Source organism: Anaeromyxobacter dehalogenans 2CP-C, assembly GCF_000013385.1.
GTDB lineage: Bacteria > Myxococcota > Myxococcia > Myxococcales > Anaeromyxobacteraceae > Anaeromyxobacter > Anaeromyxobacter dehalogenans_B.
The window spans coordinates 428639-448401 of sequence record NC_007760.1; the positions used below are offsets into that span (position 1 = coordinate 428639).

The 19763-nt window shown below is 76.0% G+C and carries 16 protein-coding genes; 4 read left to right on the plus strand and 12 right to left on the minus strand.

Annotated features, from left to right (window positions below; translation table 11 throughout):
• Nucleotides 1-183: 183 nt before the first annotated feature.
• Nucleotides 184-1707 carry a sensor histidine kinase gene (locus ADEH_RS01895; protein ID WP_011419426.1) on the plus strand — a complete coding sequence of 508 codons (1524 nt, stop codon included), beginning with the start codon at nucleotides 184-186 and terminating at the stop codon, nucleotides 1705-1707.
• Here ADEH_RS01895 and ADEH_RS01900 read toward each other — a convergent pair.
• Genes ADEH_RS01900 through ADEH_RS01935 form a run of 8 tightly spaced genes read right to left on the minus strand, consistent with a single transcriptional unit; the run spans nucleotide 1670 to nucleotide 10222 of the window.
• On the minus strand, nucleotides 1670-2251 hold the full coding sequence (locus ADEH_RS01900) for a GbsR/MarR family transcriptional regulator (protein WP_011419427.1): 582 nt from the start codon (nucleotides 2249-2251) through the stop codon (nucleotides 1670-1672). The two genes, ADEH_RS01895 and ADEH_RS01900, sit on opposite strands and share 38 nt — an antisense overlap.
• Before the next feature lie 13 nt (nucleotides 2252-2264).
• On the minus strand, nucleotides 2265-3125 hold the full coding sequence (locus ADEH_RS01905) for a UbiA-like polyprenyltransferase (protein WP_011419428.1): 861 nt from the start codon (nucleotides 3123-3125) through the stop codon (nucleotides 2265-2267).
• The gene (locus ADEH_RS01910) at nucleotides 3122-4360 is read right to left on the minus strand and encodes an amidohydrolase family protein (RefSeq protein ID WP_011419429.1); all 1239 of its coding nucleotides are present in this window, start codon (nucleotides 4358-4360) and stop codon (nucleotides 3122-3124) included. The genes ADEH_RS01905 and ADEH_RS01910 overlap by 4 nt, the downstream gene beginning before the upstream one ends.
• On the minus strand, nucleotides 4357-6237 hold the full coding sequence (gene mqnC / locus ADEH_RS01915; RefSeq protein ID WP_011419430.1) for a cyclic dehypoxanthinyl futalosine synthase: 1881 nt from the start codon (nucleotides 6235-6237) through the stop codon (nucleotides 4357-4359). The genes ADEH_RS01910 and mqnC overlap by 4 nt, the downstream gene beginning before the upstream one ends.
• A 14-nt stretch (nucleotides 6238-6251) precedes the next feature.
• Nucleotides 6252-7418, minus strand: a complete 1167-nt coding sequence (gene mqnE / locus ADEH_RS01920; RefSeq protein WP_011419431.1) for an aminofutalosine synthase MqnE — start codon at nucleotides 7416-7418, stop codon at nucleotides 6252-6254.
• Between the two features lies 1 nt (nucleotide 7419).
• Nucleotides 7420-8007: a UbiX family flavin prenyltransferase gene (locus tag ADEH_RS01925; RefSeq protein WP_011419432.1), complete on the minus strand. Its 588-nt coding sequence runs from the start codon at nucleotides 8005-8007 to the stop codon at nucleotides 7420-7422.
• Nucleotides 8004-8711, minus strand: coding sequence for a ubiquinone/menaquinone biosynthesis methyltransferase (locus ADEH_RS01930; protein ID WP_011419433.1), 708 nt, complete (start codon nucleotides 8709-8711; stop codon nucleotides 8004-8006). Before ADEH_RS01930 ends, ADEH_RS01925 begins: the two co-directional genes overlap by 4 nt.
• A complete protein-coding gene (locus ADEH_RS01935; RefSeq protein ID WP_041453264.1) occupies nucleotides 8708-10222 on the minus strand; it encodes a menaquinone biosynthesis decarboxylase in 1515 nt (504 codons plus the stop codon). The genes ADEH_RS01930 and ADEH_RS01935 overlap by 4 nt, the downstream gene beginning before the upstream one ends.
• Before the next feature lie 152 nt (nucleotides 10223-10374).
• Between ADEH_RS01935 and ADEH_RS01940 the strand changes: the two genes are divergently transcribed.
• Nucleotides 10375-10650: a hypothetical protein gene (locus ADEH_RS01940; RefSeq protein ID WP_011419435.1), complete on the plus strand. Its 276-nt coding sequence runs from the start codon at nucleotides 10375-10377 to the stop codon at nucleotides 10648-10650.
• Between the two features lie 63 nt (nucleotides 10651-10713).
• Here the strand turns inward: ADEH_RS01940 and ADEH_RS01945 are convergent, their stop codons facing one another.
• The 4 genes from ADEH_RS01945 to ADEH_RS01960 form a co-directional block, all read right to left on the minus strand.
• Nucleotides 10714-13458: a M16 family metallopeptidase gene (locus ADEH_RS01945; protein WP_041453265.1), complete on the minus strand. Its 2745-nt coding sequence runs from the start codon at nucleotides 13456-13458 to the stop codon at nucleotides 10714-10716.
• Between the two features lie 163 nt (nucleotides 13459-13621).
• Nucleotides 13622-14671 (minus strand): polyprenyl synthetase family protein, encoded by a 1050-nt coding sequence (locus tag ADEH_RS01950; protein WP_011419437.1) that lies wholly within the window; start codon nucleotides 14669-14671, stop codon nucleotides 13622-13624.
• A gap of 99 nt (nucleotides 14672-14770) precedes the next feature.
• Complete coding sequence (locus tag ADEH_RS01955) at nucleotides 14771-16300, minus strand: glycosyltransferase family 39 protein (RefSeq protein WP_011419438.1); 1530 nt, start codon at nucleotides 16298-16300, stop codon at nucleotides 14771-14773.
• 47 nt (nucleotides 16301-16347) lie between these two features.
• A complete protein-coding gene (locus tag ADEH_RS01960) occupies nucleotides 16348-17607 on the minus strand; it encodes a hypothetical protein (RefSeq protein ID WP_041453266.1) in 1260 nt (419 codons plus the stop codon).
• A gap of 55 nt (nucleotides 17608-17662) precedes the next feature.
• Between ADEH_RS01960 and truA the strand changes: the two genes are divergently transcribed.
• A complete protein-coding gene (gene truA, locus ADEH_RS01965) occupies nucleotides 17663-18400 on the plus strand; it encodes a tRNA pseudouridine(38-40) synthase TruA (protein ID WP_041453267.1) in 738 nt (245 codons plus the stop codon).
• Between the two features lie 112 nt (nucleotides 18401-18512).
• Nucleotides 18513-19601 (plus strand): aspartate-semialdehyde dehydrogenase, encoded by a 1089-nt coding sequence (gene asd, locus ADEH_RS01970; protein WP_011419441.1) that lies wholly within the window; start codon nucleotides 18513-18515, stop codon nucleotides 19599-19601.
• Nucleotides 19602-19763: the final 162 nt, after the last annotated feature.

The window sequence follows — 19763 nt, forward strand, 5'->3', positions numbered from 1 at the left end:
GGATGGGCAAGGCGTGGCGCGCGCCGGGTGCCGCCTCGACGCGCCCCGGCGCGCCGGGCGAACCGCCGCACCTGCGCGGATCGAGCGGGCGCTGCCCGGGTCACCCCGGGAGGGCCCGGCTCGGCGTGTGGCGCGGCGGCAGACCCTGGCTACCCTCGCGCATGAGGGTCCTCCATTCCGCGCATGCGCCGCCTGCTCCGCATCCCGCCGCCTCCCGCCCTGCGGCCCGCCGTCGCGTACGGCCTCGCGGTGGCGCTGCCCGTGGCGTGCACGTTCGCGCTGCTCGCCGCCCCGGGCGTGCTGCGTGCGCGGTTCGTGCCGATGCTCCCCGCGGTGCTCCTCGCCGCCTGGCTCGGAGGCGCCGGCCCGGGCGTGGTGGCGACGCTGCTCTCGGCGCTGGGGGTGAACCTGAGCGTCATGGGCCCTGCCACCGGCTGGGCGCCCGGCGGGCGAGAGCTGGCCGCCACGCCTGCCTTCCTGATGGTCGCGACGCTCCTCGTGCTCGCCTGCGCCGCGATCCGCACCGGCTACGCCGAGCGGGCGGCGCGCGAGCGCGCGGTGCGCGAGAGCGAGGCGCGCTTCCGGACGCTGGTCGAGACCATCCCGCAGCTCGTGTTCACGCTCGCGCCCGACGGCAGGCCGGACTTCCACAGCCCGCAGTTCGAGGCCTACACCGGCCTCGACAACGAGGCCATCCTCGCGGCGGGCTGGGCGGCCCAGTTCCACCCGGACGACCGGGCCCGGGCGCGCGCCGACTGGGAGGCCGGCTTCGCCGCGGGGCGCGCCGTGAGCGGCGAGTACCGGCTGCGCGGGCGCGACGGCGGCCACCGCTGGTTCCTGGTGTCGGCGGTGCCGCTGCGCGACGCCGGCGGGCGGGTGGTGAAGTGGTTCGGGACCTTCACCGACATCGAGGCGCAGAAGGAGGTCGAGCGCCGCAAGTCGGAGGCCATCGCGGCCCGCGACGTGTTCCTCTCGGTGGCGAGCCACGAGCTGAAGACGCCGGTCACCGCCGCGCTGCTCCAGGCCCAGCAGGCGCTCCGCTCGCTCGATCGCGACCCGGCCGACGCCCGCCGCGCGCGCGGGCAGCTGGCGGCGGCGGCCGCCAGCGTGGAGCGGCTCGGGCGGCTCGTCGAGGCGCTCCTCGACGTCTCGCGCCTCGCCACCGGGCGCGCCGCGCTGGAGCGGCGCCGGTACGACCTCTCCGACGCGGTCCGGCAGGCGGCGGCGCGGCTCGCGGAGGCGGCGGCGCGGGTGGGGAGCGCGCTCGAGCTCGACGTCGAGCCGGGGCTGGCCTGCGAGGGCGACCGGCTGCGGATCGAGCAGGTGCTCACGAACCTCGCCTCGAACGCGCTGAAGTACGGCGCCGGCCGGCCCATCACCATCGGGCTGCGCAGGGAGGGCGGGCGCGCGGTGCTGCGCGTGCGCGACCGGGGCATCGGCATCCCGCCCGCGGACCTGGAGCGCATCTTCGGGCGGTTCGAGCGCGCGCACGAGGCGCGCCACTACGGCGGGCTCGGGCTCGGGCTCTGGATCGCGCGCGAGATCGTCGAGGGGAGCGGCGGCACCATCTGCGCCGAGAGCGCGCCGGGGGAGGGCGCCACCTTCACGGTGTCGCTGCCGCTCGCCCCGCCGGCGGCGCAGGCGGCCGCGGCGCCGGGCGGCGCCGGCGTCAGTCCCGCCGCGCCAGCGCCTCCGAGAGCGCCTTGATGGGCCCGACGTCGGCGCGGCTCGAGTCCACCAGCAGCTTCAGCACCGTGAGCGCCGCGCGCGCGAGGTCCGAGAGCACCTCCAGCCGCCGCGCCTTGAAGCGCGCCTGCGCCTTCACGGCGGGGTCCACGTCGGCGAGCGCGGCCCGCACCTCGGCGAGCGCGCGCTCGAACGCCGCGAGCGCCTGCTCCACGGCGCGCTTCTCGCGCTCACGCAGCACCCGGGCCACCAGCTTCCAGACGTTGGTCTCCGCCTCGAAGTGCTCCTTGCGGTCGCCCGGGACTTCCACGGTCCGCACCACGCCCCAGCGGCGCAGCTCGGCGAGGCTCATGGACAGCAGGCCGGTGGAGATCTGCAGCCGGTCGCACAGGTCGGGCGCGGCGAGCGGCCGGTCCGACAGGAACAGCACGGCCCAGATGCGCCCGAGCTGGCGGCGGAAGCCCCACAGCTCCATGAGCGCGCCCACCGCGTCGGCGACGGCGAGGTCGGCCTTCTGCAGCGCGTGGGAGGTGGGCGCGGCGGCGCGTTGCGCGGCGGCGGTCATGCGGTTCCCCCGGTCAGCGGAGCGCCAGATCGCCCAGCGCGCACAGCGCGAACGCGATCGACGCGAAGGCGTTGTAGTTGAAGAACGCGACGTTGATCCGCTCGGGCCGGAGCGCGCCGCCCGGGGCCACGTAGCGGTGCTCGGCGGCGAGCGTGGCGGCGAGGATCACCGAGCCGAGGATCCACCCCGCCCCGCGGCCGGCCAGCGCCCCGGCGGCGAAGATCGCGGCCGCGGCGACGAGGTGGAGGCCCCGCGCCCAGCGGAGCGCGCCGGCGACGCCGAACCGCGCCGGGATCGAGCGGAGCCCCGCGCCGCGGTCGTAGTCCATGTCCTGCATCGAGTAGAAGACGTCGAACCCGGCGATCCACGCGCCCACGCCGAGCCCCAGCACCACCGAGGCGGGCGGCGCGGTCCCGGTGAGCGCGATCGCCACCCCCACCGGCGCGATCGCCTGCGCCACCCCGAGCCACAGGTGGCAGGCCCAGGTGAACCGCTTCGCGTAGGAGTAGCCGAGCAGGATCGCGAGCACCGGCAGCGCCAGCGCGCCGCAGACGGGGGAGATGAGCGCGGCGGCGGCCACGAACGCGGCGGCGGAGCCGCCGAGCAGCGCCCAGGCGGCGGCGGCCGAGACCTCGCCGGTGACCAGCTCGCGCCGCTGCGTGCGCGGGTTGCGCGCGTCGAAGGCCCGGTCGGCGATGCGGTTCATGGCCATGGCGGCGGTGCGCGCCGCCACCACCGCCAGCGCCACCAGCGCGAGGCGCGCCGGGTCCAGGCGGGCCTCGGCGGCGACGAGCGCCACCGCGGCGGCCGCGAACGGCAGCGCGAAGAGCGAGTGGCTGAGCTTCACCATGCGCGCGAGCGCGGCGACGGTCATTCGGGACGCTCCGGGCCCGGGCGCTGCCGGGCGAGCCAGGTGAACGGGCGCTCCTCGGCGCCGAAGGTGGAGACCAGCCACTCGGCCGGGTCCGCCGGGCGCGCGCCCTCGAGCGGCGCGGCGAGCACGCCCGGCGCGGCGCCCGGCGCGAGCCGGCCCACGTGCGGCGCGCCGAGCGCGGCGCCGTTCCAGGCGAGCGGGAGCAGCCGGGCCGCCGGCACCGCGGGCACCTCGCGGCGCAGCAGCGCCAGCTCGGCGAGCGGCGCGAGCGAGGGGCTGCTGGCGAGCGAGTCGGTGCCGACCGCGAGCGGGATCCCCGCCGCGAGGAGCGCCTCGAGCCGCGGCAGCGCGCCGAGGATGTAGCGGTTCGAGCGCGGGCAGAGCACCACGGTGGCGCCGGTGGCCGCGAGCACGCGGACGTCCTCGTCGTCGAGGTCCACGCAGTGGACCGCCAGGTGGTGCGGGCGGAGCTCGTCCTTCACCGCGTCCACCGGCGAGCGCCCCGTGATCCGCAGCGCGTGCAGCTCCGCGCCCAGGCTCGCGTACATGCGCCCGAACGCGCCCGCCGACCCGGTCGAGCAGAAGGCGCGCTCGGCCGGGTCCTCGGCGAGGTGCAGCGAGCCGGGGCCGGCGCGGAGCAGCGCGCGCAGCCCCTCGGCGTTCGTCGAGTAGATCGCGTGCGGGCTCTCCACCACCCGCAGCCCGGGCGGCGGGGCGGCGGCCTCGCGGGCCTGGCGGGCGGCGGCGCGGGCCTCCTCGAAGCGCCCGGGCGTGAAGCCGAACACCTCGTGGAAGATCGTGCCCCCGATGCCGGCGGCGGCCAGCGGGCGGAGCGAGTCGAGCGTGTTCGTGACGTCGCCCACCGCGGCCACCCCGGCGCGGGCCAGGTCCTCGGCGGCCATGCCCATGGCCTCCTCGGGCTCGCCCTCGCGCGTGCGCCGGCGCGCGGCCACGAACAGCTGGATCCAGGCGGGCAGCCCCTCGCCGCCCGCCACCCAGCCCTTCATGTGCGAGAGCTCGAGGTGCAGGTGGGCGTTCACGAGCGCCGGCAGGAGCACCGCGTCGAGCGGCTCCGCCCGCCCGAAGCGCGCCTCCACCTCGGCGCGCGGGCCGACCGCGCGCACGGTGTCGCCCTCCAGCGCCACCGCGCCGTCGGCGAGCGCCCGCCCGGCCGCGGCCGGCGCGCCGGGCGCGGCGCCGGGGAGCACCCAGGGGGCGGCCACCACGCGGATCACGCGCGGGTCTCCTCCACCAGCTGGTACTTCATGTTGCGGCGGGCGGCGCGGAAGCCGGCGTCGCGGATGTGCCGCTCCACCTCCTCCGAGTCCATCTTGAAGGTGGTGCCGGCCGCGGAGACCACGTTCTCCTCGATCATCACCTGGCCGAAGTCGTTGCAGCCCATGTGCAGCGCGGCCTGCGCGACGCCCCCGCCCATGGTCACCCACGACGCCTGCAGGTTGGGGACGTTGTCGAGCACCAGGCGCGAGAGCGCGTTCGTGCGCAGGTAGGCGTGGGCGCTCCCGTCGCCCGGCTCGAGCCGGGTGTTCTGCGACTGGAACGGCCAGCAGATGAACGCCGTGAAGCCGTGCGTCTCGTCCTGCAGCTCGCGCAGCCGCATCAGGTGCGCCACCCGGTGCTCCGGCCCCTCGCCCACCCCGAACATCATGGTGGCGGTGCTCTTCAGCCCCTTGCGGTGCGCGGCCTTCATCACCGTGAGCCACTCGTCGGTGGAGCACTTGAGCGGCGCGATCCGGCGGCGGACCTCGTCGTCCAGGATCTCGGCGCCGCCGCCCGGGATGGAGTCCATCCCGGCCGCGATCAGCCGGTCGATGGTGGCCTCGAGCCCGAGCTCGCTGGTCCGGGCGATGTGCCAGATCTCCTCGGGGGAGAGCGCGTGCAGGTTGATCACCGGCCAGGTCTGCTTCACCCAGCGGAACAGGTCCTCGTACCACTCGACGCCGAGGTCGGGGTGGAGGCCGCCCTGCAGCAGGATCTCGATGCCGCCGAGCGCCACCGTCTCGTCGATCTTCTGCGTCAGCTCCTCGCGGGTGAGGACGTAGGACTCCTGGTGGCCGCGGGGGCGGTAGAACGCGCAGAAGTGGCACGCGGTGGTGCACACGTTCGTGTAGTTCACGTTCCGCGACACGATGTAGGTGACGAGGTCGCCGGGGTGGAGCGCGCGCCGGCGCGCGTCGGCGGCGAGCCCGAGCTCGAGCAGCGGCGCGTGCTCGTCGAGCGTGGCCGCCTCGTCGGCGTCGAGCCGCTCGCCGTCCGCGCCCTTCTGCAGCGCGGTGTCCACCGAGACGGCGCGGCGCACGCGCCGGGTCCGGACCACGTCGTCCACGAAGCGGAGCGGCATGGGGGGCAGGAAGCCCTTCGTGGCGGCGCGCTCCAGGAACGCCTCCAGCCCCTGCAGCTCGTAGGGGCCGAGGCCGTAGCGGATCTTCTGGGTGAGGTACCGGCGGTACTTCTCCGGGTCCCCGCCCTTCAGCGCGGCGAACTTCTGCGCCAGCTCGGTGCGGATCCCGAGCCCGTGCTGCGCGGCCCGGGTCAGCTCCTGCACGTCCTCGGGCGAGACCGCGCCCGGCCGCGCCGCCCACAGCGCGAAGATCATGGGCAGCCCGGTGAGCTGCGTCCACTCGCGGCCCAGGTCGAGCACGTGGTTCGCGCGGACGCCGAACCCGCGGTCGCCGATCACGAGCGCGCCCTTGGTGCCCTTGGCGCGGGCGAGCCCCTCCTCCGCGGGCATGGGCGTGAACCTCGGGTGGACGCCCTTCGCGTCGAGCACGAGCTTCGCGAGCACGTGCGAGGTGCGGGAGGCGGTGTCGAGGAACACCTCGTCCCAGATGGCCGGCGACTGCTCGCCGGCGAGCACCACCGTCTGCACCGGCCCGTCGGCGCCGATGGCGATGCCCGGCACGATGTCGTACTGCCCCTTGGTGAGCGCGGCGACCGACACGAGCGCCAGGTCCACCTCGCCCGCCTCCAGCATGGCCGCGCAGCGGGACGGCTCGGCCTGCACCAGCTCGATGCGCTCGGAGCCCTCCAGCCCGGCGGTGAGCGGCCAGGCGTTCAGGAACGAGACGGCGGCGGCGCGGATCTTCTTCGGCATGGGAGCTCTCGGGATCAGGCGGTGACCTGGAGGCGGGCGGGCGGCTCGGCGGGGAGCGGCGCGTCGTGGACCTTCAGCACGCGGTAGAGGCTGTCGCGCTCGGCCGGCACGCGGCCGGCGGCGCGGATGAGCTGGTGCAGCGTGCGCTCGCTGAGCGCCTGCGGCACGGTGGACCCGGCCATGTGGTAGATGCGCTCCTCGAGCACGGTGCCGTCGAGGTCGTCCACGCCGAACGACAGCGCGGTCTGCGCCAGCCGCTCGCCGAGCGACACCCAGTACGCCTTCACGTGGTCGAAGTTGTCGAGGTACAGGCGCGCCACCGCGAGCGTGCGCAGCGCGTCGTAGCCGGTGGGCTTCGGGAACGCCTTGCCGATCATGTTGTGCTCGGGGTGGAACGCGAGCGGGATGAAGACCTGGAACCCGTGGGTCTCGTCCTGCAGCGCGCGCAGCCGGCGCATGTGGTCCACCCGCTCGTCCAGCCGCTCGATGTGGCCGTAGAGCATGGTGGAGTTGGTCTTCACGCCGAGGCGATGGGCGGTCCGGTGGATCTCGATCCACTGGTCGGCGGTGGCCTTGTCGTCGCAGATCTTCCGGCGCACCCGCGGCGCGAAGATCTCGGCGCCGCCGCCGGGCATGGTCTGCAGCCCGGCGTCCATCAGCCGGCGCAGCACCTGCTCGTAGCTCATGCCGAACTTCTCGGCGAAGAAGTGGATCTCGATGGCGGTGAACGCCTTGATGGCCACCTCGGGCCAGGCGGCCCGGATCCGCGAGAGCAGCTCGGTGTAGTACTCGAACGGCAGGTCGGGGTGCAGGCCGGAGACGATGTGCACCTCGGTGACGCCGAGCGGCTTGCGCGACAGCACCTTCGCCACCGCCTCGTCGAGCGACATGGTGTAGCCGTCGGAGGCGCGCTGGTCGTCCTTGCGCGCGAACGAGCAGAACTTGCAGGACGCGACGCAGACGTTGGTCGGGTTGAGGTGGACGTTGCGGTTGTAGAACGCGAGCGCGCCGTGGCGGGCCTCGCGCACGTGGTTCGCGAGCGCGCCGAGCGCGGGCAGGTCGGCGGCCTCGAACAGCCTCAGGCCGTCGGCGTCGCCGAGCCGCTCGCCGGCCAGCACCTTGTCGCGGATGGGCCCGAGGCCGTCGCGCTCGAGCGCGCGGTTCGCCAGGATCGAGAGCATGTCAGGGTTCCTCCACCGGCTCCGGGGCGCGCGGACTCAGGCCGTCCCAGCGCTTCATCAGTTCGTTCGGGATGCCCAGCCGGTCGAGCACCCGCGCCACCACCGTGTCCACCACCTGGTCCACCGTCTTCGGCCCCGAGTAGAACGAGGGCGAGGCTGGCATCACGAACGCGCCCGCCTCGATCACCTGCGTCATGGCGCGGGCGTGGACCAGCGAGATGGGCGTCTCGCGCAGCACCAGCACCAGGCGCTTGCGCTCCTTCAGCATCACGTCGGCGGCCCGGCCGACGAGGTCCACCGAGATCCCGTAGGCGATGCGCGCCAGCGCGCCCGCCGAGCAGGGGACGACCACCATGGCGTCGTACATCGACGAGCCCGACGCGAACGGCGCGGTGAAGTCCTGGTTCTTCCAGATCTTGAACGGGTAGCGCGGCTCGGCGCCGATCTCCTGCTTCCAGACCTGCTTGCCGGTCTGGGTGAACACGAGGTCGGCCGACACGCCCAGGTCCGCGTTCGCGGCCAGGAAGTCGAGGAGCCGCCTCGCGTACGGGGCGCCCGACGCGCCGGAGACGGCGACGACCAGCTTCACGCGCGCACCGCCGTGACGAGCCCGCACACGCCCGGGAACAGCGTCTCGCCGCGCACGTCGCGGAAGCCGGCGCGACGCGCCGCCTCCTCGAACTCGACGCGCGAGGCGAAGCGCTCCATCGAGGCCACCAGGTAGCGGTACGCCTCCGGGTCGGGCGAGAGGATGCGGCCCAGCACCGGCAGCGCCAGGCGGTTGTAGGCCCCGTGCACGAAGCGCGAGCCGCGCGACTCGGAGCGGAAGAACTCCAGCACCCCGAGGCGGCCGCCCGGGCGCAGCACCCGCGCCAGCTCGGCGAGCCCGACCTCGTAGCGCTCCAGGTTGCGCATGCCGAACGTCACCGTGGCGAGGTCGAAGCGCGCGTCGAGGAACGGCAGCGCCATCGCGTCCGCCTGCGAGGCGGGCAGCGCGGTCTTCTCCACGCCGCGGCGGAGCATCTGCATGGAGAAGTCGGCGCCGGTGACGCGCAGGCCGGGGGCGCGGCGGCGGGCGAGGTCCGCCACGTCCATGGTCCCGGCGCACAGGTCCAGCATCCGCTCGCCGTCCTTGGGGGCGAGGTCGGAGAGCAGCCGGCGGCGCCAGGCCTGGTCCACCTTCAGCGTCATGACCCGGTTGAGCAGGTCGTAGCGCGGGGCGATGCGGTCGAACATGGCCCGGACCGCGGAGGCGCGGTGCGCCTCGCCGGGCAGCGGCACGTTCACGCTCACTGGAGGATCCCTCCGCGGCGCGGCGTCCAGGACGCCGCCGGGGGTGGGGCGATGCGCGGGCGGCGGAGCGGCGCCGCGCCCGGCACCAGCCGGTCGTAGAGCGCGTCCATCCGCGCGATCACCTCGGGCGGGTGGACGCACACCTCCGGCCACTCGCGCCCGCCCTCCTCGCGCCACTTGCGCGTGGCGTCCACGCCGATCTTCCCGCCGTAGGCGAAGCCGGAGGCGGCGTGGTCGAGCACGTCCACCGGCCCGTCGGCGATCACCAGATCGCGCTTCACGTCCACGTTCGCGAACGCCCGCCAGGCGGCCTGCGAGACGTCCTGCACGTCCACGTCCTCGTCGAACACCACCAGCGTCTTCGTCTGCGCCATCTGGCCGGAGCCCCACAGCCCGTGGATGACCTTCTTCGCCTGGCCCGGGTGCTCCTTCTTGATGGAGACGAGGCAGAGGTTGTGGAAGACGCCCTCCACCGGCATGCAGATGTCCACGATCTCCGGCGCCACGATCTGCATGAGCGGCAGGAACATGCGCTCGGTGGCCTTGCCCAGCCACTGGTCCTCGACGGGCGGCGGGCCCACCACGGTGGCCGGGTAGACCGCGTCCTTGCGGCGCGTGATCGCGACCACGTCGAGCGCCGGGTAGTCGTCGGCGAGCGAGTAGAACCCGGTGTGGTCGCCGAACGGCCCCTCGCGGACGAGCGGGGCGGCGGTGTCCACGAAGCCCTCGATGACGAGGTCGGCGTCGGCCGGCACGTCGAGCCCGGTGGCGACGCCGGTGACGGTGTGGACCGACGCGCCGCGCAGGAACCCGGCGAACAGGTACTCGTCCACGTTGGGCGGCAGGGGCGCCGAGGCGCAGTAGGTGAGCGCGGGGTCGCCGCCGAGCGCGATCGCGACCGGCATCCGCTCGCCGCGCTGCTGGTAGGCGCGGTAGTGCGCGGTGGCGGTCTTGTGGAGCTGCCAGTGCATGGCGAGCCGGCGCGGGCCGAGCACCTGGAGGCGGTACATGCCCACGTTGCGGATCCCGGTCTCGGGATCGCGGGTGATGACCTGCGGGAGCGTGATGAACGGCCCGCCGTCGTGCGGCCAGGTGGTGAGCACCGGCAGCGTGCGGAGGTCCGGCTCGCGGTCCACGACCTCCTGGCAGGCGCCGGAGGAGACGTGCTTCGGGGCCATGGCCGCGAGCTTCCCCAGCTTCGGGAGCATCTTCAGCTTGTCCCAGAACGACTGGGGCGGCGCGGTGCGGAGCAGCGCGCGCAGCTCGCTGGCGTGCTCCTCGAAGTCCTCGCAGGAGAGCGCCCAGCTGGCGCGCCGGCGGGTGCCGAACAGGTTCATCGCGACCGGCAGCGTCCCGGGGCGCTCGAACAGGAGCGCCGGGCCGCCCTGCTTGGCGGCGCGGTCGGCGAGCGCGGCCATCTCGAGGACCGGGTGGACGGGCTCGGTGATCCGGACCAGCTCGCCGGCCTCGTCGAGCCGGGCGAGGAACTCACGCAGCGAGCGGTAGGCCATGGCGCGCGGATCTGTACCCCAGGTTCCCTGGGGTTTCAATGATCGTTGAACGGATCCCGGGACCCCGCGACGGCCCGCAGAGCCTCATGATTCCGGGACGCTGGCCCGGGTCGCTTGACTTCGGTCAAGCGGACGCGTGATGGTGCCCTGCGATGGAACGCCGAAACCGCGCCCGCGACCTCATCGTGCTCGCCCTTGCAGAGCTCGACGGCGAGCTGTCCACCAACCAGCACCGGCTCTGCCCCGAGCAGCTCGGCACGTGCCGCTCGCGCCTGCAGGGCTACCTCTCGGCGCTCGACGGCGACGCGCTGCCGCCCAAGCGCGAGCGGGCGGAGGACCTGGGCCGGTTGATCCTCGACTCCTGGCCCTACGACGTGCCGCTCGGGCAGGTGATCCTGCGCGCCGAGCGGGCCTGGCGAAACGCCTGACGCCCGGCGGGCGCCGCGCGCCCGCGCCCACCGCACGTGGGTGCCCGCGCCGCGGGCGCGCGCTCAGGGCGCCGAAGCGCGCGGCCCGGGCTCCGCGGCCGCGCTCCCGACCGCGGCGGTCTCCGCCGGCGGCCGCCGCGCGATCGCCGGCAGCACCCGCGCCGGGAGGCCTGCGGCCTCCAGCGCCGGCGCGATCACGGCGGCGTCGCCCACCACCACGATCGCCTCGCGGCCGAGCGCCCAGCGCCCGGCCTCGGCCACGAGCGCGCGGGCGTCGAGCGCCGCAGCGCGCGCCGCGAACGTGTCCCACTCGTCCGGCGGCAGGCCGTGCACGAACATCTCGGTGAGGCGCAGCGCGTTCCGCCAGGAGGTGCCGAGGGCGCGGCCGGCGCGGCGCACCGCGCGCCAGCGGGCCCGGGCCAGCGCCTCCGGGTCGAGCGGCCGGGCCGAGGCGGCGAGCTCGGCCAGGACGGCCGCGAGCGCCTCGCCGGCGCGGGCGCGGTCCACCGCGGTGGAGAGCACGAGCGCGCTGCCCAGCGACTGCTCCAGCATCGAGAGCGACACCCGGTAGGTGAGCCCCTCGCCCTCGCGGAGCCGGGCGGTGAGCACGTGCTGGAGCCGCCAGGACAGCGTCCGGAACGCGGCCTCGTCGCGCGCGCCGCGGGGCGGGACGCGCACGCCCACCAGCACCTCGGCCACCCGCCAGCCGGGGCGGTCCACCACCACCAGCTCGCGCCGGCCGGGCAGCGGCGCCGGCGGACGCGCCGGCAGGGTGCCGTCGCCGCCGCGCGGCCGCCACCGCCCGAGCCGCTGCTCGATGCGCTCGAACAGCGCGTCGGTCGCCTCGACGTCGCCGGCGATGACGAGGGCGGCCCGCTCCGGCCGCACGTTCAGCCCGAGCCACTTCCCCGCGTCCGCGGCGCGGAACGCGCGCACCCGCGCCTCGGTGACCTCGGCCGAGTAGGGGTGCCCGGGGTAGAGCAGCTCGAGCAGCTGCTGCCCGGCGGTCTCGTGCAGCGTGGGCGGGCGGCGGCGCAGCGCGTCCGCCATCGCGTCGCGCTCGCGCTCGAACGCGGCCGCGTCCACGGCGAGGTCGCCGGCGCGGCAGGCCACCTGCGCGAGCGCCAGGTCCACGAGCTCGGTGGGCGCGCGCGCGCCGAACTCCAGCCGGTCGCCGCCCACGGTGGCGGGCCGGTCGGCGCAGCGGGCGGCGCGGAGCGCCAGCACCTCGAAGACGCGCTCCAGCGGGCCGGCGGGCGCGGTGCGCACCACCAGGTGCGCCGAGAGCACGCGGTAGCCGGGCCGCGGCGACACGATCACGCGCACGCCGTTCTTCAGCCGGCGCCGGCGCGCGCTGTCGAGGTGCGGCGGGCGCATGGCGCGGGCCGCGTCGCGCGCGGGGGCGGGCTCGCCGGCGGCCGCGGCGCCGTGCGGGTCGTCGTCGTCGAGCGCGCTCGCGCCGGCCAGGCGCGGCGGCGCCTCGTCCCGCGGCGCCTCGCCCGGCACGACCGCCAGCGCCACCAGGCGCTCCTCGCGCAGCCAGCGGCGGGCGAACGCGGCGCGGTCCGGGGTCACCGCGGCGCCGACCGCCGCGGGCATGCCGGTGAGGTAGTCGGTGCGGCCGGTGAGCCGGATCCAGCGGGCGACCTCCGACGCGTCGAACGCCTCGAGCCGCACGTGCGCGTCCAGCACCAGGCGGTCCCGCAGCTCCTCGGCGCCCGGATCCGGGCCGCCCTGCCAGCCGGCGAAGCGCAGGCCGGCGCGGAGCCGCTCGACCAGCGGCCGCGCGTCGTCCGGGTCGCGCAGGCCGATCCGGATCACCGGCAGCGACGCGCCGTCCATCCCGTGCACGAGGAGCTCCACCGAGAGCGCGCGGTCGCGGTCCGGCCCGGAGAGCACCTGCTCCACCTGCGCCTCGAGCGCGCGGAGCGCCAGGTACGCCCGCGCGCCGCCGGCGGCCGCGTCGCCCGGGAGCGGCACGGTGAGCAGGAGCCAGGCGCGCTCCACCGGCGCGCGCACCACGTCGAGCGCCGCGGGCCGCGAGGCGCGGAGCTCGGGCGGCGCGACGGGGGGATCGGCGGGCTCCCCCGGGCGCGTGGCCAGCTCGCCGAGCGCGGCGCGGGCGCGGGCGGCGACCGCCCCCGCCGGCGCGGGCCCCGCCACGAGCAGCAGCAGGTTCTCCGGGCGGTAGTGCGCCCGCGCGAACGCCCGCACGTCCTCGAGCGTGATGGCGCGCAGCGACTCGGGCGTCGCGATCCGCCCGTAGGGGTGGCCCGCGAGCGCGCGGGCGGTCAGCCAGTCCACCTGCGACCCGAGCGCGTCCGGGTCGCCCCGCAGCGCCAGCTCCTGCAGGACCACCTCGCGCTCCCGGCGCAGCTCCGCCTCGTCCACCCCCGCGAGCGGGTCCCGCAGCCGATCGGCCTCGATGCGGAGCAGCGCGTCGAGCTGGTCGGGATCGCCCACCGCGTGGAAGTCGGTGGCGTCCGCGGAGGTGCGCCCGTCGAACTCGACCCCCTCCGCCTCGAGCCGCGCCGAGAGGGCGCGCCCGCCGCCGTGGCGCGCGCGGAAGGAGAGGTGCTCGACGAGGTGCGCGAGGCCCTCCTTCCCGGCGGGGTCGCGCGCGCTGCCGACCCGGTACGACGCGGCCACCAGCGTGTCCGGACGATGGGGCAGGGCGTACGCGACCAGCTGGATCCCGGAGGGCAGCGCCTCCGCCCCGGTGGCGCAGGCGGGCGTGGAGAGCCGGGGCCTGCCGAAGGCGCAGGACGCGAGCAGGAGCGGGGCGAGCGCGGCGAAGCGGGCGCGCATCGAATGGCAGGTATGGACCGGGGGGCGCGAAGCGCAGTCCCCGGGTGGTGCAGGACGGAGCGTCGGTGCGATCGCCGCCCGCGCCACGGCAACCGGCGACTTCAGGGCGAACGAAGGCAAGCAGGGAGGGGCCCCCGCACGGCGGGGGAGGGGCGCAGCCTCCCTAGAACGCCCTTTCGGTCAGCTGCAGCGCCGCGGCATGGAGCGCGCGGCGGTGCACGCCGTCCGGCACCTGCTCCAGCGCCTCGAGCGCGCTGCGGGTGTGCTCGCGGGCGAGCGCGCGCGCGGCGTCCACGCCGCCCACGCGCTTCACGACCTCGATCACCTCGCGCGCCACCGCCTCCACGTCGGCGGTGCCGTCCACCACGCCGCCGAGGCGGGCGCGAAGCGAAGGCTCGGCCTCGCAGGCGCGGATGAGCGGCAGCGTGGCCTTGCCCTCGATGAGGTCGGTGCCGAGCCGCTTGCCGAGGAGCCCGGGATCGGCGGCGTAGTCGAGCGCGTCGTCCACCAGCTGGAACGCGACCCCGATGCCCTCGCCGAAGCGCACCAGCGCGGCGGGGATCTCGCCCACCTCGCCGGCGGCCCAGGCGCCGGCCGCGGCCGCCCAGCCGAACAGCGACGCGGTCTTGCCCATCACCACGTCCATGTACGCCTGCTCGGTGGCGGAGAAGCCGCCGCGCAGCGAGAGCTGCAGCACCTCGCCCTCCACCAGGCGCCGCATGGTGGCGAGCAGCGGCGGCAGCGCCGCGGAGCGGGCCGGCTCGGCCGAGACGATCTCGAGCGCGCGGGTGAGCAGCCAGTCGCCGGAGAGCACCGACACGGCGTTGCCCCAGATGACGCGCGAGGCCGGCTGGCCGCGCCGCACCGGGCCGTCGTCGATGACGTCGTCGTGCAGCAGCGTGGCCGAGTGGGTCAGCTCGGCGGCCACCGCGTACGGCACGGCGCCGCGCATCTCGCCGCCGCACGCGCCGCAGGCGAGCAGCGTCACCATGGGGCGGATCCGCTTGCCGCCGGCGGAGACGAGGTGGCGCGCGGCCGCCTGGAGCTTCGCCTCGGCGTCCTCGGTGGCGCGGGTGAGCTGCGCCTCCAGCTCGAGCAGGCTCTCCGGGAGGCTCGGCACGCCGGCGAGCGCCGCCTGCGCGCGCTCCGGGCGGACGCCGCGCTGCGCGCTCGCGTCGAGCTGGGAGAGGATGGCCTGCTCTTGCGCCGCCATTTCCGCGCCTCCGGGGGAACCTTCAACGAAAGTTGAAGCCGCATATAGCGCGGCTGGCGTCGCGGGGTCAACGAATGCGGCCCGCGGCGGCCGCCGGCCTCACTGGTAGGAGCGGAGCGCGGGCCACAGCCCGGCGAGCGGGCGCCGCTGGCCCCTGCAGATCCAGATCCAGCGCGCGTCCTCGTAGGGCATCACCCACGGGCTCGCGGGCAGCCGCGCCGCGAGGACGCGCTCGCGGAACGCGCCCCCGCAGTCCTCGTCCGCGTCGGAGATCACGATGAGCGGGTCGCCGCGGCCGGGCGGGACGCCCCAGAGCCAGTACTGGTTGTGGCCGGAGATGGCCGGGGGCAGCCCGAGCGCCGCGCCGTACACCTCCACCGCCGCCGCCTCGCCGTAGTTCTGGCCGAACACCGCCGCGGTGGCGCGCTCCGCCGGCGCGAGCGTCGCGGCCGCCCCGGCGACGGCGCGCGCGAGCTCGGGCCAGCCGTGCTGGTCGGCGTAGATCTGCGGGAGGACGCCGTAGGCCGTCCGCTCCATCCGCTCCGGCTCGAGCCCGAGCGCGGCCTGCCAGCGGACGAACGCCGGCTCCGGCAGGATCGGCAGCGCGAGCGGCAGCGCCGGCACGAGGGACGCGAGCGCCAGCGCGGGCACGGCCACCCGCAGCGCCGGGCGGCGGAGGAGCGGCGCCGCGGCCGCCCCGCCCGCGGCGAGCAGGAGCGGCAGCACCGGCGCGGCGTAGTAGGGCTTGCCGCCGGTCGCGGCGAGGAGCGCGAGGTAGAGCGCGGCCCCGATCCCGAGCGCGCGCGCCGCCGGCGCGTCGCCCCGGCCGAGGAGCCAGCCCAGGCCGCCGAGCCACAGCGGCGCGAGCAGCGGGTTCGCGTCGCGGAGGAGCCCGAGCGCGAACGCGGGCGGCGACGTCGGCGCGTTCTTGTGGAGCTGCCCGTTCCGGACCAGCTCCAGGAACGGGAGCCCGTGCGCGAGCTGCCAGGCGACGTTGGGCAGGATCGCGAGCAGCCCCACCGCCGCGCCCGCGAGCGCCCAGCGGGTCCGGAGCGCGCGCCGCGCCGGGGTCGCGGCGACGCCGGCGAGGAGCGCCAGCGCCACCAGCGCGGAGGTGTACTTGAACAGCGCGCCGAGGCCGGCCACCGCGCCCGCCGCGACCCACAGGCGCGGGTCGCCACCTTCGGCGAGCCGCACCAGGACGAGCGCCAGCACCAGCACGAGCAGGGGCTCGAACGCGTTCATGGTGAGGTAGTGCCCGAGCGCCAGCAGCACGCCGCACGCGAGCGTGGCCGCCGACGCGAGCGCCGCCCCGGCCGTGCCGCCCCCGAGCCGCGCGGCGAGGCGGCCGGCGAGGAGCACCGTCGCCGCCGAGGCGAGCCAGGCCGGGAGCCGCAGCCCGGGCACCCAGGTGCCGAACAGCTCGGAGGCGAGCCGCGCGACCACGGCGATGCCGGGCGGCTGGTCCACGTAGCCGGCCGCGAGGCGCCGCCCGCAGGCGACGAAGTAGAGCTCGTCGCGGAAGATCCCGTAGCGGCCGCCGCAGGCGGCGTGCAGCGCGAACGCGAGCGCGGCGAGCGCGCGCGGCGCGTCGAGGAACGGCCGGCGCGCGGGGCGGGACGGATCCACGCGGCGAGCTTACCGGTCCCGGTCGCGCGGGCGGCCTCCCAGCCGGGTCAGTCTCGCCACGTCTCCAGGACGAGGTCGTCGTAGAGCACGCTGCCCTCGTAGTAGTTCACGTGCGGATCGCCGAGCATGAACCAGTCCGGCCAGACGCCGCCCGCCGGCCAGCGCGGGTACGCCGGCCCCACCGACGCGAACGCGCCCTCGTCCACGCAGCGGGCCGCGCCCGCCGCCTCGGCCGCGTCCACCGGGTAGTGGAAGACGCACGCCGCGGCGGCGTCGATCGTCGCGCGGTACGTCTGCTCGCCGCCGTAGCGGAACCGCCCCGAGACCTCGACGGTGTAGCGCGGCCCGTCGCGCTCGATCGTCACGCGGTACCAGGTGTCCGGCAGGTAGGCGTCCACCGCGCGGATCGCGCCGGACGGCTGCCAGGCGCCGTCCGAGTAGGACAGGAACGGCGGGCCGGTGCGCTCGGCGCCGGGCTGCGTGCCGTCGAGCGCGAACAGCATGACGGGGTGCTCGCCCGACCAGACGAAGCGGCCCCCGTCCCAGATCTCCATCCACGGCGGGTAGTGGTTGTCGGAGTCCACCACGACCTTGCGGTGGTGGTGGATCCAGGTGTTCACGTGCGGCCGCGGCAGCCGGTCGAGGATGGTCAGCCAGTAGAAGCCGTTCTGCCGCGTCGCGTCCTCGCCCGGCCACCAGGGCCCCGCGTCGGCGGGCCCGTCGTAGCCGTTCAGCCCGCCCGCGACCCCGTCGCCGAACGACGGGAACCCCACCCGCACCGAGATGCGGTAGCGCGCCGGGAGCGGCGCGGAGGGCCGGAGCACGGTCGCGTCGGTGTGCGCGCGCGAGGTGATCCGCAGGGCGTGGTTCGCGGGGTCGGCGGGATCCGGGACCACCTCGGCGAGGTCGCGCGTCGAGGCGCCCGCCCGGCGCGTGTACGACTCCACGGTGAGCCAGCCGCCCGCGCCGGCGGGCGTCGAGGCGCGGAACGCCGCCGGCGGTGTGACGTTCCGTGAAGCGAAGAACGCCCCGCCGTCGGAGAACGGGCCGTCGTCCGGCACCGGGTCCGGCGCGAACGCGCCGCCGGGCAGCGCCGCCTCGAAGCGCTCCGCGGCCGCCACCGCCCAGCCCGGCGCCCCGGGCGGCGGCGCCGGCGGCGGCTTCGGCCCGCCGTCCCCGGGCGGCGCCGCGGCGCCCCCGTCCCCGCCGGAGCCGCACCGCGCGAGCAGGGCGGCGACGACGAGCGCCAGCGCGAGCAGGGCGAACGGGCGCAGCACGGCGAGGGCGGAGACGGGGACGGTCCGCATGCCGGGACCCTGCGCATCGGGCCGCCCGGCCGCGAGGGCGTGGTACCTTCGCGGCGTGCCGGTGGTGAAGCTCGTGCTGGAGTACGACGGGACCGCGTACGTCGGCTGGCAGGTCCAGCCGAACGGGCCCTCGATCCAGGCGGAGGTCGAGCGGGCGCTCGCCACCCTGCACAAGGCGCCGCGCCGGGTCACCGCGGCCGGGCGCACCGACGCGGGCGTCCACGCGCGCGGCCAGGTGGCGTCGTTCCGGGAGGACCGGCCGCTCCCGGTGAAGGCCTACGTCATGGGCATGAACGCGGTGCTGCCGCCCGACGTGGCGGTCCGCGCCGCCAGCCTCGAGCCGGACGGCTTCGACGCCCGGCGCAGCGCGCGCGGCAAGCGCTACCGGTACGTGATCGAGAACCTGCCCACCCGCGCGCCGCTCACCCGGCTCCAGGCCTGGCAGCACTTCCACCCGCTCGAGCTCGCGAACGTCCGCGAGGCGGCCGCGCACCTCGTCGGGCGCCACGACTTCGCCGCGTTCCAGGCCGCCGACTGCGCCTGCGAGCACGCGGTGCGCGAGGTGCGCCGCCTGGAGGTGCTGGGCGAGGCGGGCGGGCGGATCGAGGTGGTCATCGAGGCGACCGCGTTCGTGAAGCACATGGTGCGGAACATCGTCGGCACGCTGGTGGAGGTGGGGCGGGGCAGGCGGGCGCCCGGCTCCATGCTGGCCCTGCTCGCGCGCGGCGATCGCACCGAGGCCGGGCCGACCGCGCCGCCGCAGGGGCTGTTCCTGGAAGAGGTGTTCTACTGAGCCGCCCGGCCCGGGCGCTCCCCAGGACGCGGGAGCCATCGGCCCCCGTCCGCGCTGTGCTACCCTCTCCGCCTTTCCCCTCGCGTTCGCCCCTCCTCGGAGGAGAGGAGCCATGAGCCAGAAGAAGCTGAAGGTCGGAGTCCTCGGCGCCACCGGCATGGTCGGTCAGCGCTTCGTCGCCCTGCTCGAGCACCACCCCTGGTACGAGGTCACGCTGGTCGCGGCCAGCGCCAACTCGGCCGGGCAGAAGTACGCCGACGCGGTGAAGGGGCGCTGGGCGCTCAGGTCCGCGCTCCCCGCGGCGACCGCCGGGCTGACCGTGAAGAACGCCTCCGACGTGGCGGCCATCGCCGGCGAGGTGGACTTCGTCTTCTGCGCGGTGGACATGCCGAAGGACGAGACCGCGCGGCTCGAGGAGGACTACGCGAAGCACGAGACGCCGGTGGTCTCGAACAACTCCGCCCACCGCGGCACGGCCGACGTGCCGATGATGGTGCCCGAGCTCAACCCGGAGCACGCCGCGGTGATCGAGGCGCAGCGCAGGCGGCTCGGGACGTCGCGCGGGTTCATCGCGGTGAAGCCGAACTGCTCGCTCCAGAGCTACGTGCCGGCCATCCACCCGCTCATGAAGTTCGGCCCGAAGCGCATCGCGGTCGCCACCTACCAGGCGATCTCCGGCGCGGGGAAGACCTTCGAGTCCTGGCCGGAGATGGTGGACAACCTCATCCCCTTCATCAAGGGCGAGGAGGAGAAGAGCGAGAAGGAGCCGATGAAGATCTGGGGCCGCGTGGAGGGCGGGAAGATCGTCGCCGCGCAGGACCCGGTCATCACCGCCCAGTGCATCCGCGTGCCCGCCTCCGACGGCCACATGGCGGCGGTGTTCGTGTCGTTCGAGCGCAAGCCCTCGAAGGACGACGTGCTCGAGCTGTGGAGGAGCTTCTCGGGCAAGCCGCAGAAGCTCGGCCTGCCGTCCGCGCCGAAGCCGTTCCTCCAGTACTTCGAGGACGAGTCGCGCCCGCAGACCCGGCTCGACCGCGACGCCGGCAACGGCATGGCGGTCACCATCGGCCGCCTGCGCCCGGACGCGATCTTCGACTGGCGGTTCGTGTGCCTGTCGCACAACACGGTGCGCGGCGCCGCCGGCGGCGCGGTGCTCACCGCCGAGCTCCTCACCGCCGACGGCTACATCCAGGCGAAGTAGCCCGCCCGCTCGCCCGTCCCTCTTGCGCCCCCTCGCCGGTTCGTCCGGCGAGGGGGCCGCCGCATCGGCCCGCCCCGCGCCCGCTGCCCCGGCGGAGGGCGAGGCGCCGCGGTTCGCGCCCGGTTACATCAGCGCTGCCGCGGCCCCTGCCGGAGCCGCCGG